We start from the raw sequence: 15,915 nt of genomic DNA, 5'->3' as shown, positions 1-15,915 counted from the left end.
ATCTAAACGCGCCGATTATTTCACGGGCTTTTCAGCGGGTTGCGATTGCGCATTTTCCGGCTCGAAGATGTAGCCGATGCTGTGCACGGTGCGGAACGAGTCCAGGCTCAGGCCGTTTGCGCGAAACAGCTCGCGGACTTTCACGATGTATTGGTCGAGCGAGCGGCTCTTCACGTCGGCGTGGATGCCCCACACGGAATGGATGAGCGCCTTGCGGGTGATGACGATGCCGCGGTTTTGATTGAGATAGGAAATAATGCCGAGCTCCTTGCGCCCGAGCTTGACGGTGGTGCCGTTCGGAAACTCAACTTCGAGGCGAACCGGGACAATTTTTGCGCCGCAAAACTCGAACGGCTCGTCGCTGACCTTCGCGTTCTTGGTGACATTAAGGTCGCTGACCGATTCGGCGCGACGAAGCACGGCGCGAATGCGCGCGATCAATTCCGGATAGCTGAAGGGCTTGGTGATGTAATCGTCGCCGCCCATGTCGAGCCCGCGGACCTTGCTCGTCTCGAGCGTGTTGCCCGTGAGGAAAATCGTCGGGACCGAAATGTCGCTCTTCTTGAGCTCATCAAGGAGTTGAAAACCCGATTGGTCGGGCAGGTTGATGTCGAGCAAAAGGAGGTTGGCGAAGTTGCGCTGCAAGAAACGCATTGCATGCGCACAACGTGTGTAAACCTGCGTCTGCATGCCCGCTTCCTCAAGCTGGGCTGCGATGAGCTTGGCGAGCTCTTCCTCGTCTTCAACGATGACAATCAGTGGTTTTGGTGCGGATCTCATGGGAATTTAAGTGAGTGAACCGCATTTTTTACAAATGGCCTAAATTGTAAAGAGCAAACAAGGCGCTTTTGCAAGCGGGCGGCATTAAGGCGCGGTGAAGTTGCCAAAGATTTTGCTGTTTTTTGAAAAAAACTTGAAGCCTGTAAAACATGCGTTTGCCTTGCTTACCACTATGTCAAACCCAACGCCATTGCTCATGATCGGCCTGCCCAAGGGCAGCCTCGAAGAATCCACCAAAAGTCTTTTTGCCAAAGCAGGTTGGGTAATTACGACCAGTTCCAGATCATACAAGCCAAGCATCAACGATCCCGAACTCGACGGACGTTTTATCCGGGCCCAGGAGGTGAGCCGGTATGTCGAGCACGGCTTCTTTGATTGCGGCCTCACGGGGTATGATTGGGTGCAGGAAAACCAGTCCGACGTAGTTGAAGTTTGTGATTTAATTTACAGTCGCGCGAGCACCCAAAAGTCGCGCTGGGTGCTCTGTGTGCCCGAAAATTCGCCCGTTCAGAAGCCCGAGGACCTCGCCGGCAAACGCATCGCCACCGAGATGGTCGGCACGGTGAAACGCTATTTTGAGAAACGAAACATTCCCGTGACCGTGGAGTTTTCCTGGGGCGCGACCGAGGTGAAAGTGCCCGACCTCGTCGATGCGATCGTGGACATCACCGAGACCGGCTCCTCGCTCCGCGCGAACAAGCTGCGCATCGTCGACACGCTCCTCACCACGAACACCAAGCTCATCGCGAACAAGGCCAGCTGGGCCAATCCCGAGAAGCGCAAAAAAATCGAAACCATCGCGCTCATGCTCACCGCCGCGCTCGAGGCCGGAAGCAAGGTCGGACTCAAGCTCAACGCGCCGAAGGCAAAACTCGACGAGCTTCTCAAATCGCTCCCCTCGCTCCGCAACCCGACGATCTCGCCGCTTTCATCGACCGAATGGGTCGCGCTCGAAACAATCATCGACGAAAAAGTCGCGCGCGAAATCATCCCCCAGCTCAAGTCAATGGGCGCCGAGGGCATCATCGAGTATCCGCTGAACAAGGTGGTGTATTAAACCGGGGCAAGCGGCAAAACCGCGAGCAACAAAACGCTGGCGGCTTGGGTGACGCGAAAGACCCTCCCGTGACAGGGAGGCCACTGCGTTTTGATGCTTCGCGTCAGTCAAGTTCTGCCTTTTTAAGCACGAATTTCCCCGAGGAATTGAGTTCATAAATTTTATATGTCCCTTGATTTCCAAGCATAAGCTGAAGTGGTGCATTGTCAGTTGGCGGTATAAATACTCTTACAAATATCCTCATAGGGTTAAGCCCTTCACTAATCAACACTCCCTCTCCATCACGGGCAAATGAACCATTTTCCTGCCTTACCGATACGCCAAGGTAAGTATTCGCTTCATGGGAGTAAATGTAATACGCAGAGCCGCCCGATATAAAACAATCATAAAAAGCAAATCGAGGATACATTCCGTAAAGAGCGTCCTCGGGGCCCAATATGAATGTGTCCACAATATATTCCTTGTCAGATTCAATTATAATCAGGCTGTATAATCCCGTGTCTGGGTCATATACGCGTATAGCAGGCCACTTACCAAATAGCGTTGAAGTTCGAATGGCGTTTTTCCCCGGCCCCGTGACACTATTGGGGGCAAATGGCTTGCGTTCTTGCCTAAATAGTGGAATCAGTGTCAGGGCATCTTCTCCGGGGGCGATCTCTGCGGGGCGTGGTTCTGCAGGAAGCGCTTCCACGGGAGGTGTCTCTGCGGCGGGAGCCTGCTCTTCCGGTTTGCGTGCGCAAACCGTGAAAACCGTAAGGATAATAATTAAAATAACCCCCAAACCTATAATGCAATTATTGCATTTCATATTTTTATATTATAATATAAACATAAGCTGTGTGGCCGAGGGGGCAAGTTGAAACTTGTTCACCTTTTCCATTATTTCAGCCGTCGCGCCCCCTTAGTGAGGGAGCCAATAAAATGTCTCTGATGTTTTTTTGCTAATCGCGCCACCTTCATCCGCCTTGATTTCTCCCGTGTTTTTGTTCAACCAAAAAAAAATAATAATCAGCATCTTCATAACCTAAACTAGGCAAATATTCCACAGCAAAAGCCCCCGTGCCCATATAACGATCGGTTGCCTGATCCCGATTGGTTATCCTCATCTTCTTGGGTGGCCCGTAAAGAAAATTCAGACTTTTCTTTATTTTTTCAAAATCAAGGGATTTGACTTTGACTTCATCACTACTCAGCCAATGAATCTTGGCTATTAATGCCCCTTGCTCCCTTGGGCGTGGATTGACATCGTGCTGAGATGCGGTCTTTCTCCCTTCACCTGAGTGCTCAGTAATAATACCATTAGTTGTGACACGTTTATAAGTGCTGGCCTCTTCCAATGAAAGTGCGGGACGCGGCAATGCGAGGCCTGTTTCCCTGCTAAGCGTCCCTGCCTCTGCAATCTTTGATTCTTGATCACGTGGAAAAGCGATACATAATAAGAAAATTGCAACACCTAGCAAGATACCCGCAATCGTAAAAATGATTTTTTTATGTTTCATAACTGCGGTTGGTGATGCGGTGATTCAGAAAGGTCTGATAGTATTGTTCGAGTTAATGAAATCGTCAATCATCAACAATCTCCACGCCGAGCCCCGGGATTATCCTCTTGTTTTTGGGCAAATTGGTTTCGATTAGTTCAAACTTACCGGGTTCCTTTAATTCATAAATTCTATGATACCCGGCGCATTTTACCTGTGCGCGAAGCGGTGTTGATCCTGATGGCTCGATAAACATCATATCATTCAAAAACTCCCAATACAGGCCTTCGCTAATGAGAAAATTATCACTTACTACTTTGTAAAAACCGTCCGTAGTTTTCATGGATGCTCCTATGTATACATCATGTGAATTTCTGTGAATATAATAAACATAATCACCCAAGACATAATAATCACAAAAGCGAAAGCTGCCTTCAGCCACACCACCTCTTCCAACTGTGCGTGATGCAACGAGATACTCAAGGCCCGATTCGACAATAATTAATCGATATGTATAAGTGTCCATATCGAGCTCCCTGTATCCTGGAGGAATACGTTCAAATTTCATTGCGTGTCGCACGACTCCTGATTCCATGGCAAGGCCATTGGTTATTACACATTTGTAAGTGTTGGCTTCTTTTAATGAAATTGCAGGGCGTGGCAGCGCGGGATTTGAAAACTCGGTAGATGCCGTCTCCTTAACGCCATTCGACTTATGCTCATTTTGTGGTATAGATATTAAAAAGAAGACCACGAGGGCCAACGAAATAATCGCAATTGCTAGAATGATTTTAGTGTATTTCATTTCATTTCATTTCTCTTTTCTCCGTCTTGCCCGTTTTTTCCCAACTGATTGGGTTATCTTCATTCGGAGTTCGTCAATCAAAATCGAAATCGGTTACGTCGAGACCGAGGCCGGGGTATAGTGGGTTCTTAGGCAGCTTGCTTTCGATCAATTCAAATTTTCCAGGTTCCCTTAGTTCATATATTTTATAATACCCTGCGCTTTTAATTTGCACGCGAAGCGGTGTCGAATCCGATGGTTCTATAAATTCGATATCTCTCAGATATGCCCAATATAGATTATCGCTAATGTGAAAATCATCCTTTATAATTTTGTAGGAGCCGTCCTTATTCTTAACAGATGCTCCTATATATACCTCAAGGGGGTTCTGTATATGTAATAAACGCAATTATCCATGACATAGTGATCGCAAAATCGAAACGTGGGGCCAATGCCTTCCGCTGCACCGCCTTTACCAAATGTGCGCGAAGCAACTAGATACTCAAGACCTGATTCAACGATCAGCAATCTGTATGTATTGGTATCCAGGTCAAATTCTCTATATCCAGGAGGAATGCGGTTAGGTCTCATTGGATGTCGTGCAACTCCTGATTCCACAAGACGACCATCAATTTTGGTGCATTTATAGGTATTGGCCTCTTCCAATGAAACTGCGGGACGCGGCAATGCGAGGCCCGTTTCCCTGCTACGCGTCCCCACTCCCGCAATCTTTGATTCTTGATCACGTGGAAAAGTGATACATAAAAAGAAAATTGCAACACCTAGCAAGATACCCGCAATCGTAAAAATAATTTTTTTATGTTTCATAACTGCGGTTGGTGATGTTCTGATTCAGGAAGGCCTAATGGTATTGCTCGAATTAATGAAATCGTCAATCCTCAACAATCTCCATATCAAGACTGGGGATTATCAATAATCAACAAAACTCATCCGCCCCTTTTTTGCCCTCATGAAATAGCTTCTGGCCAAAATCTTGGCACACTCGTTGCTATTGGTTGCCATATTTTATAAATTTTGAAGGCCTCTATTGGTTTCGATGTTTTCTGTGGGTCATGTAGATCAGCAAGAGTATCGCCAGCGCGCTGGCTCCCAGCAGCCATGTCAGGTGTTTGGGTTTGACTGATTGTTGCGATGTTGTTTTTGGGGCTTCCTGAGAAACGGGGGAGAGGGAGGGTGCTATTGTTTTTCCGTCATCAGAAGTTAATTCCGCGGCACTATCTCCTCCCACTCCATATTTTTCTCTTAGCCTCTGCATGAATGCCTCCAAGCGCTCCATTCTATATGTTCGGGATTGGATGGGCACGATCAGACTTCTTATCTTAATATCCCTATCCTCTGCGCTGAGGCTCATATCATTGCTATTCATATAGTCCTGATATTCTTTTTTAGTGGCTGTTACAAACTCCTTGAGTTTTAAATGTAGTTTTTCCGCCACTGCGTAGGCGCCCTTTGGATCAGCATCACCTGTTATATCAAGCACGATATTCATGTCGCCCCTGCCTTCGTTGTAAGCACGGAAATTATCTTCATTATCTAAATCTTTTAATAAATAATCATGGGCATACCGAGCGTTTTCCTTCAGGTATACTCGCATTCCTTTTAAATATTCCTGCTGTTCTTTGCCTAATTTTTCTCCATAAGCTTCGTGTGCCAAAATATAACCAGTAACGCTATCGACAACTTCTCCAAGAGAGCGGTTTCCATAAGATGGCGCCTGCCCATGCGCCAAGCCTAGCGCTGAAAAATAAAATGCCAATATGCTTATAGTTTTCATATATTAATACTCCTTCAATGCCAACATAGTCCTCTATTTTTAAACGGGCGGGATAATGGGCGGGTAACATGAGAAACAGGAGGGAGTGGACGGGGGGCATCCTCAGATTGCCCCCTTGCGCCGTCCCCGGCGGTTCAAGGCGGGAAATTGCATTTCTGTTCCTTTGCCAGATTTTGCTTCGGGTCGAATTCCAAGCTACGGCTTTGAGGGTCGGAGTTGTAGTAATAAAGAAACTTAAGAATAGGCTTACCCTCGGCCTCGCCCCCACCTACGCGAATTTCACCTATTATTTTCCCATAATTTGCCGCCGTAATTTCACCTTCATCATTTATATTTGAGCGCACTCGAAAAATATAATCCTTGTAATTCGAATTCATGACATTTAATCCCGTGCGCTTTGTCTGCGGTCCCTGTCCGCGTTCGTTTATCCACACTTCTGTATAGCCGTCTTCCGGAGCAAGCTGGGGGGATGCAAGTTGGCCTTTTGATGCATTTGTTTTTGGGATTTCTTGAATTCCATCTCGAAAGTTACTGAATTTTATTTTCACAACAGAATAGTAGTCTTGGTAACTTGTCCATCGACATCTCGCATGAAACACAAAATCTGCTCTCAATCCTTGCCCATATGGCATTACCCAATCGCCTTTTTCCAAATCGTATCCGATATCTTTATCAGTATCCGGTATGCGTAAGACAATCTCCCTTACATACATAGGAACAGGATTGATGACTCTTTTCATGAGCACAATTAGCTCTGGACTACTGGGATTCCACCTCATTTTTGCTACATCAAATTTGTAATCGAATCTATTGCCCGTCGATTCGTAGTATCCCTCTTTACTTGCGCCATAATAGATTATCCCCGTGCATATCTCCGAGGTTTGAAAGTATCCATTCTTATCCGTTTTCGCTTCCTTACGCTTCAGGTAGTCGCGATTCTGCGCATTGACAGGCACCTCGAATGCCACATGAGCGAAAGCGTCCTGTACTGGACTGCCGGCATCATCAATCACCCGTAGCTTTACGTTTGCCATTGGCAGTGAGTTTGTGCAAAATGCCAGGCCAATACCCCCGAAGAAACAAACTGTAAATAATATATATTTTTTCATTATAGTGATCCTTGAGTGATCATTTCATCAATACTTCTATAAGTATAGTAGTATCCTATTTTTTCATCTCACTGTGCCGTCACCCCTCTTATCGTCGTTTGGCCAACGGCCAAGTGTTCCGCCATCCTTGAGCGTATTCATATTGATATCTCGCCCATTCTCCAATAACCGCTGGCCTCGGCTCCGCGCCAAGGGGGGGCGTTCCAGAAAACGACCGTGTCATGACGAGGGCATGATTCGTCAGAACGCAGCCACGGGTGGGATTTGACGCGTGAGTTGACAGGATTCCTGCAAACACAAAAAGCGTGCGGGTCAATGCAGCAGAGACGTTGAGCTTGAATTTCATTGGGAGGGGAGGGGTATCGGGTGGTTTAAATACCCGCTAGATCCATATTTCTATCGCAGACAGAGACGAATATGCTGTGTGGCACTCCAGACAACCAAAAATTTTGTCATCAAATAAAACGCAATGTAAGCGTCTAATTTATTTCACAATTTCAATTGTGTTATCCCGCAATAAGTAACGATCTCGCCGCAATTAAAAAAGAAAAAGCGCGCGCATCTCTTTTTGAAAAAAAAAGCGCAAACCGCCCATGCCACACGAGCAAATAGCTGGGGTGCGGTCGACCTGTCCCTCAAGTGTATCGTAATCGACGCCCTTGCGGCGGTTATTTCTTTGGCTGGTTCTTTTTCTCGGATGGGTCGCGCACGAGATTGACGGGCTCGCCGTCCTCGGCGGGCAATACCTTGAAGGGGAGGGCGGGCGCGAGCGAGGAGGTCTTTTGGCCGCGGAAGCGTTGCGTGGCCTCGATGATAAAAACGCCTTCCTCGCCAACCATTTTTTCGTTTGTGCAGCGCACCTTGACCACTCCTTCCGTCGCGCCGGCTTCAATGACTGCGACTTCCACAATCATGCCCTTGCCCCCGCGCGAGGCCATCACGCGAATGGGAACCTTGGCGGCGGATTGCGGCTGCTGTTTTTTCGCGGGTTTCTTCGCATTCTTTTTCCCGGCGTTTTTCCCGGCTCCGGCAGATTTGTTTTTTGAAGTCGTCTTCTTTTTTGCCGTTGCCTTGCCCTTTGTGCCGGCGCCGGTTTTTGCCTTTGGCGGCTGCGGCGCGGCGACAGGGGGGCGGTAGTTCGGGTCGCGGATGATGCGCACGGGGATTTCGCATTCCTTGCCAAGCGTCAGTTCGAGCGGGCCGGCGTCTGCGGGGCGCATGACTTCGACGCGGAAGGGCGAGGCGGGCGTGACCACGAGGTAACCCTGCTCGACGGGCACAGTGTGGTAGTAGAAAAACGCCTGCATGAGCTCCTCGGCGACATTGGCCTTGTGCGTCACTGTCTTGCCGTCGATTTCCGCCTCGGCGCGGAAGAGCGGTTTGTAAACGCCCGGTTTCGCGTCGAGAGGCGCGGAGAGGGTGAGGATGGTTTGGTTTTTGCCGGCCTTCACCTCGGCGCCCGCAAGCTCGAAGCCGGGGGGCAGCCCTTCAGTGCTCAGGCGAATGGGGCCGTTGTAATCGTCGATGCGAATGGACTTGAGTTGCACAACAACATTTCCGCCCGCGGGCACGCTAAGATTGTCGGGCATGACGCGCAGTTCGAAGTCGGGTTGCTGCGGCGCGATGCTCAGGCGGTAGGCGTATTCGACGCCGCCCTTGCCCTGGGTGTCGCTGAGGTGGACGAAGTAGTCGCCGTCCTGCGTGAACGTGTGCGCGAGGCGCGGATCGGCATGGTGGGTGATGAGCCCGAAGCGCTCGTCCTTCACGTCGTCAGCCGTCGGGGTTTTGCCGAGCAGTTTTTGCGGGCCGAGAACGATCCGCGCGTCGAGCGGCGAACCGAGGCGGCGCGCCATCACGTCGATGACGAGTTTGTCGCCGGCCTTGGCGGAAAAGGTGAACACGTCGATATCGCCGGGTTTGTCGATGCGACCGTTTATGATGACAGGGGTTAACACGCGCTGCGCCTGGCGCTGGGCGTTGTTCGGCTCGTATTCCGGGACCTCGGGCAGCTCGCTGATTTCGATCGGGCGCGCGTTTGTCTTTTCGCCGTTTTCCAGCGTGAAGCTGATCTCGGAAATCCCGGGCTGGCGGTCGCTCACATCGCATATCCAATCCGCCTTTTTGCCGGGCAGATTGATGCCTCGCGCGACGAATCGATGGTGCATCACGCCCCGCGGGGCGCCGAGGGGAAAGATGTCCGTCACGTAGGGCAGCTCACCAATTTTCATGCGATAAACAAGGTCGTCGCGTCCGCGGGAAACGGCGTCCCATATCTCGACGATGTAGTCGCCGTCGGCGGGCGCCTTGAAGAACATGACCGGATCGGGATCGAATCGAAAATCATCCGCCTCGGCCAGCCGGTCGCCCTCGCTGTTGTAGAGCACGATGCGCGGTTGAAACCATCCGGGCACGGCATCGGCGAGATAGGACTTGATGGCGCGGGCCTTGACCTCGATGAGAATCTGCTGCCCGGCGCGCGCGCTAAAACGGAAAAAGTCGCGGTCGGCGTTTGTTATCTGGCCGTTGACGACGACGGGGAGCGCGGGCAGTTGCTGCGCGTCGGCCAGGTGGCCGTTCGGCTCCTTTTCGGAAACCTCGGGCAGCTTGCCGATTTCAAAACGAAAGCGGTTCGACAATCCCGCCGTTGCCATGACGCGCAAATCGCGAATGCCGGGCTCGGCGTCGGGCGAGATCGTGAGGCGCACGCGCGCGGTTTGCGCGGCAACCTCGTCGCGTTTTCGGGCCTCCCTGATTTGCGCCTCGGTGGGCATGTTGACCTCGAGCACCTTGCCGGTGACTCCGCTGCCGCTGACCCAAACCTCGCTCGCGCCCTCAAGCGATCTGCCGCCGAGCGTGATTTCCATCGTGCGGTTTTGCTGCGCGCCCGCGGGGTAAAGGTATTCGATGTAAGGCGCGGCCACCGCGTGGCCGCAAATTCCAACGATCAAAATCCAGATTCCAACCAGCCAGCGGAATGTTGGCTGGAGGAATGCTTTTTCAGTTTTGGAATTTGGATGCCGGAATTTGGAATTTCGTTGGAATTTGTTCATTGGAATTTGGGATTTACCGAGAGCGCAGCGAGCGGTCATGTTGGCATGATCTCCTTTAACATTCCCTCGCCGGGCGTGAATTGGGTGGATTTTTTTGCGGGCTGGGCGGTTTCGTCCTGGCGCGGCGTCACGTAGGCGGCGCAACCGAGGGGGTGGGGGAGGGTGCCGTCGGGATCGATACCAAGGAGCTTATAGATGCTCGCCGACAAATCCCACGGCGCGATGGCGCGCTTGGTGACGCGTTCGCCGCGATTGTCCGTTTCGCCGACGATCTGTCCGCCCCGGAATCCGCCGCCGGCAATCGCCCACGAAAATGCCGCGCCGTAGTGGTTGCGTCCGCCGTTCCACGGCGGCTCGGTCATGAATCGTGGCGTGCGGCCAAACTCACCGCCGCAGGTGACAATCGTTGAGTCGAGCATTCCGCGCTCGGTGAGATCGGTGAGCAGTGCGGAGAATCCGCGGTCGAGTTCGGGCATGAGTTTTTTGTAGCGCTCGGCCTGGTCGCGGTGCGTGTCCCAGCCGCGCATGTTCACGGTGACGTAGGCGACGCCGTTTTCGACGAGCCGGCGCGCTTGCAGGCACGAGCGGCCAAACTCAGTGTCGCCGTAGAGTTCGCGGGTCTTGGCGCTTTCCTTGGAAATGTCGAAGGCGTCGCGCGCCTTGCCGAGCACCATTTCGCGGGCCTGGTCGCGGAAATAATCAGCCTCCTCGAAGACGGCTTTTTGCGAATGTCCGAAGGTGTCGAGGTTGTCCAAGAGCGCGGCTCGTTTTTCGAGATGCGCGCGCTCCTCGCCGCTGATCGGATTGGCAAGGTTGCCCGGGATGAACGAACGGTAGCGGGGGCCGAGAAACCCGGTCTCGGAAAAACGCCCGATCGCAACCGGCACCGTCATGTAGGCGGGAAGCGCGCGGCCCTTGAGCAGGCCGGCCTCCTCCATTTTGTAGGCGATGACCGCGCCCATCGACGGATACACAAGGCCGGATCTGGGGTCTGTGCCGGTTTGCATCATGTAGGTGGCGGTTTCGTGCGCGTTGGTTTTGTGCGAGAGGCCGCGCAGGAGCGTGTATTTGTCGGCGTGTTTTGCGGAGAGCGGCAGCAGTTCGCCAATCTGTATGCCGTCCACATTTGTCGCGGCGGTTTTGCGCCACGGCCCGGTGATGTCGGTCGAGGCCTGCGGTTTGGGATCGAAGGTGTCGATGTGCGACGGGCCGCCAAACAGGAACAGTTGAATGACGGCCTTTGCGCGGGCGTTTGACGCGGGTGCGGAGCGCAGATACGGCGCCATGGCGAGTCCGCCGACGGTGAGCGCGCCAATGCGCAAAAAATCGCGCCGCGTAACAAGGTCAAACGCGCGCCGGTAAAGCGCGTCCGAGGCGTGGTCTTCGTGGGCGCAAAGCGGGTCGTGCGGCGAGGCGGAATCGGGAGAAAAGAGAGGATCGTGAGTGTTCATGGGAATGTGGATTTCAGAACGCGGATTTAGGAATTGTGGTGCTTCCGCCCCACTGGGGATTTCGAAATTTGCATGGCAGCGCGCATTCCGAATTCCGCATTTTGTATCAGTGATTGTATAAAAATTCCTTTGTGTTGATCAGCGCCCAGACGACATCTTGCGCGGCGATGTTTTTGGAGGAGGCCTCCTGGAAATAACTGTTGATGAGGGAAGTTTCCCCGCTGGTCGGCATGCGCGTGAGAAACGTGAGGTAGCACTCCTCGGCAAACGCGCCCGTGTTGGCTCCGTGCTTTTTGGCGAGCTGTGAAATGACGCCGTCTTTTTTTCGCAGTTTTTTAGTGAGCGCCTCCGAGTCGAACAGGTAGAGCGCCTGCGCCATCGAGGGTTTGCGGTCGCGCTCGACCTCATGGGAAGTGTCGCGTCCGGGGCGCCCGAAGGTTTCGAGAAATCCGCTCGTCACACTCGCATCGGGATTCGCCACGCTGTGGAAATCGTCCGGCCACATTGCGAACGGCTCGGGAATCCGGCTCTCGAAATATTCATACGCGCCGGTGGCCGTGCCGATCGCGTCCGCAAGAACCTCGGCGTCGAGGCGGCGCGGAATGTAATGCGACCAGTTTTGCGAGTCGCGGGCGTTGCTTTCGTTTGTGGTGCTCGAGCGCTGGTAAGTTTGCGATGTCACGATGAAGCGGAGCAGGGCGCGCAAATCGAAACCGCTCGAGACCACCTTTTCCGCCAGCAAATCAAGCAGCTCGGGATTGGCCGGCGGATTGCCGGGGCGCACGTCATCGACGGGCATTGTGATGCCGCGCCCGAACAGCGCGCACCAATAACGATTCGCCACGTGCCGCGCGAAGTAGGGATTTTTCGGCGAGGTCAGCCACTTGACGAGATGCTTTTGCGGATTGTCCGCGCGGTTGAATTTCACCGGCGTGCCATCGGGGAGAACGGGGGCTGCGATGGTGTTTTTTTCCGCGCCGATCCTGTGCTGGGACCAAGAGGGGTTGAAATACACAATCTCCTCCTTCCACTCGCCTGTTTTTTTGTATTTCACATTGGTGAAAAACGCGGCGAGACCCGCGGCCTGTCCGGACTGCCAAGTCTGATACGGATGCTCCTTGCACTCGGCGCAATCGAGACGCGCGCCCATGAAAATAAGCGCAAACGTCGACGCGAGCCCCGCGGGCGTGCGTCGCTGGGTGGCGCGATAAAAATTGCACGGCGGATCGCGGAAATTACTGCCCGCCGTGGTGAGAAGCGTCCGCGCCATCTCGTTGTAGCGCATGTTGCCGGCCATCGCTCCGCGCAGCCAGTTGTGGTAGGCCTGCACGGCGTTGGGCCAGAGGTTGCTGGGGAACTCGCTTTTCACGCGCAGCACGTCGCTCCATTTCATCGCCCAATAATCCGCGTATTCGGGACGCGAAAAAATCCAGTCGATCAATTTCTCGCGCTTTTGCGGATCAGCGTCGGCAAGAAACTCGCGTGTTTTTTCGAGCGGGGGAAGCGCACCCGTCAGGTCGAGACAGGCGCGCCGCAGGAATTCCGAATCCGAGCAAAGAGGGGAGGGGAGAACGCCGAGCTGGCGCAGATTTTTGTTAACCAGCATGTCAATCGGATGCGCGTCGACGGCATCGGCAGTCGTGAAGAATTTCGCGCCGGAAGGCGGTGTTTGTTTCACCGTCACAAAAACCGTCGCGTAATCATTTTTGGAGCGAAAACTGAGCACGGCGCGCCCCGGCGAAACCGCCTCCAGCGTGCCGTCGCTTTTGATTCGGGCGACGCTCGAATCGTTTGAGTGAACGCTCGTGCCGGACGGGATTTTGATGCGCTTCGTTTTGCCCGGTTCAATGACCACAGACTCGGGACGAATCTTCAGCGCCGCGGCCTGCGCAAAAACCGGACAGATCAGGCAAAACACAAATGCACAAAGAGCCGTTCGCAGTGCCCGGGTGTGTTGCGTTTTCATGCACGCGCCTCGCTTTCCTTTTTCCACGCGTCCAGTTCGATTTCAAAAAGCAAATCGTCGCGGCAGATGTCGCAGTGCGCAAAAATCGCGGGCAATGGCGGAATCCCGAGCGCCGTTCGGCGCGCCTCCCAACGGGGCATCCATTCGATGTGCGGGAAATACAAAATCGCGCGCGAAGTGTCGCGCCAGTCCATGTCGCGCGATTTGAGAATTGCCTCGACCACGCGCAGACTCAGGTCGATTTGCGCGTCGAGATCACCGAGATGGATGGTCTTGCCACCGGGCTCGATGCTCGCCGTGCCCGACACGAGCAAATGGCGCGAACCGTCCGCGTCCGCGCATTCCACGGCGCGGCTAAACGCGCTCTTGTAATCGTAGGCGGCGCACTGGAGCGGCGAAGTCACCGCGCTCACGCGAGGAGCCTCGGCGGATTTTGGCGCGACCGCGAGCGCATCGAGTGAAAGCGCCGCGCCCGCGGAATTGCTTGCGCCAACGCCCGTGCTCGCGGGCACCAGCGTGCCGAAGATATTGTGCTCCGTGAAAAACGTATTTCGCACGCGATTGAAGTCCGCATACCAGTCCAGAATATGGTCGTTGAAAAACCAAGTGCGAACCAGGTTGCCGAGCGTGAAACCCGCGTGTTCGAGCCGCGCCTTCAACAACTGCCACACATCCGCGGACTGGGCATCACGCGCCGCGCGAACATCCGGCGGCGTGAGCGCGCCGAGCAGCAGATAACGCGCATCGGGCGTTTCCCATTGCGCGCCGCAAACCGCGCCGCGCTCGTCCAGCACGCGGTCAATCTTGATTTCCTTGGGAAGCGCCGTGATGCGCGCGCTCAAGACGCAGCCCGCCGGTGTGTCGTGACGCCCGAGAAATGCCACCGGGAAGGGCAGGTTCGCGCCCGCGTTGCCAAGCGCGGGATCACAAAACGCATTGCCTTGAATCGGAACGAGCCCGCGAGCGCGCGCCACATCGGACAACCGGCCAATCAGCGCGACGATGGATTCGTCAGGCCCGGCATGTGCGCTGATTGAGACCATGCTTCCGCCAAGTGATTTCTCATGAACGAAGCTGTTGGTGTGGGATTGCGAGGATTTCAAATCGGATGGAACGGGAGTTTGCAGTGACATGGTTTTCGAGGAAAAAGTCAGTGTTGTTTGGGTTTGGGGACTTTGATGCGACTGAGGACGCTTATTTCAGCAGGCGGTTACAACAGAGGGTTTTGAGAGGTGATTTCCAGGAGTAAAACCCCTGGAAACTGGAGCTATGGGGAAAGATTAATCAAATTCGCACAATGTACATTATGTCTAATTACATTAAATCGAAATGCTCCTCATTCCGGTTTGACCAGTCAGTCCTGAGGGCCAATTCAGCGCCCTGCCTGTTCCCTATACTCCGACGGGCTTGTGCCGACGTGCAGGCGGAAGCGTTTTGAGAAATACAACGGGTCGGTGAATCCGAGGCCGTAGGCGATTTCGGAAATGCCCTGATCGGTTTGCATCAACAGTTCGCAGGCGCGCTGCATTTTCAGGCGCGCGAAAAATTCCAGCGGGCCGCAGTTGATCTGGCGTTTGAACATGGCGCAGAAATGCGGCACCGAAATGCCCGCCTCCTTCGCGATTTGAACGAGCGTGAGCGTGCGGTCCAAGTTCTCGCGCAGGAAGCGCACGCTGCGGACGATGCGCTCCTCGGTGTGCCTCCGGCGCGTGCTCGGCGAGCGTTTCATCGTGCGGCACAATCCCATGAATCGCATGAACGTGGTCGAGAGCCCGATGAGGTCGGAGTCGGTGTGGCCGCCGATTGTGTGATGATAACATTCCTCAAACGCCTCGATCATCACATCGACATTCTGAATCCAAAACCGCGGTTGTCGCGTGGTGAGGCCGAGCATTTTCACGTAGGCGGCGGCGCGGGCGCCCGTGAAGTGAAACCAGAAAACCGTCCATGGATCGCGCGCGTCCGCTGCGTATCGGTGCGCGACATTCGGAGGCAGCACAATGCCGTGCCCGCGGTGCAAAAACCACTTCGACGAGCCCGCGTGGACAATGCCGCGCCCTCCGAGGCAAAAGATAAGAACGTGCTGCGCGCAACCGTCCGGCCGGTCCACATAATGCCCGAGCACGCGGTCAAAGCGTCCGATGTGCGTCACGCAAAGATCGGCGCACACAGGAATGCGCCCGGCCTGCCGGAGCACGTTTTGCGGAAGGATGACAAGCCGTTCGCCGGGGAAGCCGTCCGCGATGCGCGGTGTTGCTGGAGTTTTCACAATACCATAATATCTTCCATACCAAACATAGGGATGTCCATTTCAAACACGGGCGCGGCGTGTTACGATTTCGGCATCCTGTTTTCAAAACCGGGTTCCCATATTTCACCCTTCCCCACCCTTCAATCCCGCAACCACACGATTCAACGGCAAACGAGTCCTCGGCACACTTGCGA

Annotated in this window: 13 protein-coding genes; 1 reads left to right on the top strand and 12 read right to left on the bottom strand. The window is 53.8% G+C overall.

What is annotated here, in order from left to right:
• Positions 1-15 precede the first annotated feature (15 nt).
• A complete protein-coding gene (locus CKA38_RS13375) occupies positions 16-780 on the bottom strand; it encodes a response regulator transcription factor (RefSeq protein WP_108825958.1) in 765 nt (254 codons plus the stop codon).
• A 172-nt stretch (positions 781-952) separates the two neighbouring features.
• Between CKA38_RS13375 and hisG the strand changes: the two genes are divergently transcribed.
• On the top strand, positions 953-1,837 hold the full coding sequence (gene hisG, locus CKA38_RS13370) for an ATP phosphoribosyltransferase (protein ID WP_236919043.1): 885 nt from the start codon (positions 953-955) through the stop codon (positions 1,835-1,837).
• Positions 1,838-1,940: 103 nt separating this feature from the next.
• Here the strand turns inward: hisG and CKA38_RS13365 are convergent, their stop codons facing one another.
• The 11 genes from CKA38_RS13365 to CKA38_RS13320 all read right to left on the bottom strand — a co-directional run bounded on the left by CKA38_RS13365 (position 1,941) and on the right by CKA38_RS13320 (position 15,739).
• Positions 1,941-2,645: a hypothetical protein gene (locus CKA38_RS13365; RefSeq protein WP_108825954.1), complete on the bottom strand. Its 705-nt coding sequence runs from the start codon at positions 2,643-2,645 to the stop codon at positions 1,941-1,943.
• Positions 2,646-2,793: 148 nt separating this feature from the next.
• Positions 2,794-3,336, bottom strand: a complete 543-nt coding sequence (locus CKA38_RS15560) for a hypothetical protein (protein WP_152032875.1) — start codon at positions 3,334-3,336, stop codon at positions 2,794-2,796.
• A 64-nt stretch (positions 3,337-3,400) separates the two neighbouring features.
• Positions 3,401-4,120, bottom strand: coding sequence for a hypothetical protein (locus CKA38_RS15555; RefSeq protein WP_152032874.1), 720 nt, complete (start codon positions 4,118-4,120; stop codon positions 3,401-3,403).
• Between the two features lie 345 nt (positions 4,121-4,465).
• Complete coding sequence (locus tag CKA38_RS15550) at positions 4,466-4,927, bottom strand: hypothetical protein (RefSeq protein ID WP_152032873.1); 462 nt, start codon at positions 4,925-4,927, stop codon at positions 4,466-4,468.
• Between the two features lie 217 nt (positions 4,928-5,144).
• Positions 5,145-5,894 carry a hypothetical protein gene (locus CKA38_RS13350; RefSeq protein ID WP_152032872.1) on the bottom strand — a complete coding sequence of 250 codons (750 nt, stop codon included), beginning with the start codon at positions 5,892-5,894 and terminating at the stop codon, positions 5,145-5,147.
• Positions 5,895-6,028: 134 nt separating this feature from the next.
• Positions 6,029-7,003, bottom strand: coding sequence for a hypothetical protein (locus CKA38_RS13345; RefSeq protein WP_152032871.1), 975 nt, complete (start codon positions 7,001-7,003; stop codon positions 6,029-6,031).
• Positions 7,004-7,671: 668 nt separating this feature from the next.
• A complete protein-coding gene (locus CKA38_RS13340; protein ID WP_108825944.1) occupies positions 7,672-10,053 on the bottom strand; it encodes a COG1470 family protein in 2,382 nt (793 codons plus the stop codon).
• Between the two features lie 35 nt (positions 10,054-10,088).
• Entirely contained in the window at positions 10,089-11,504 is a 1,416-nt protein-coding gene (locus CKA38_RS13335) for a DUF1501 domain-containing protein (RefSeq protein ID WP_108825942.1), read from the bottom strand.
• A gap of 106 nt (positions 11,505-11,610) precedes the next feature.
• Positions 11,611-13,422: a DUF1553 domain-containing protein gene (locus tag CKA38_RS13330; protein WP_236919042.1), complete on the bottom strand. Its 1,812-nt coding sequence runs from the start codon at positions 13,420-13,422 to the stop codon at positions 11,611-11,613.
• A 44-nt stretch (positions 13,423-13,466) separates the two neighbouring features.
• Complete coding sequence (locus tag CKA38_RS13325; RefSeq protein ID WP_236919041.1) at positions 13,467-14,603, bottom strand: RidA family protein; 1,137 nt, start codon at positions 14,601-14,603, stop codon at positions 13,467-13,469.
• Between the two features lie 239 nt (positions 14,604-14,842).
• Entirely contained in the window at positions 14,843-15,739 is an 897-nt protein-coding gene (locus tag CKA38_RS13320; protein WP_108825941.1) for an AraC family transcriptional regulator, read from the bottom strand.
• Between the last annotated feature and the right edge of the window lie 176 nt (positions 15,740-15,915).

The organism is Ereboglobus luteus (genome assembly GCF_003096195.1).
Taxonomy (GTDB): Bacteria; Verrucomicrobiota; Verrucomicrobiia; order Opitutales; family Opitutaceae; genus Ereboglobus; species Ereboglobus luteus.
This window is presented reverse-complemented; position numbering and strand designations above follow the sequence as displayed.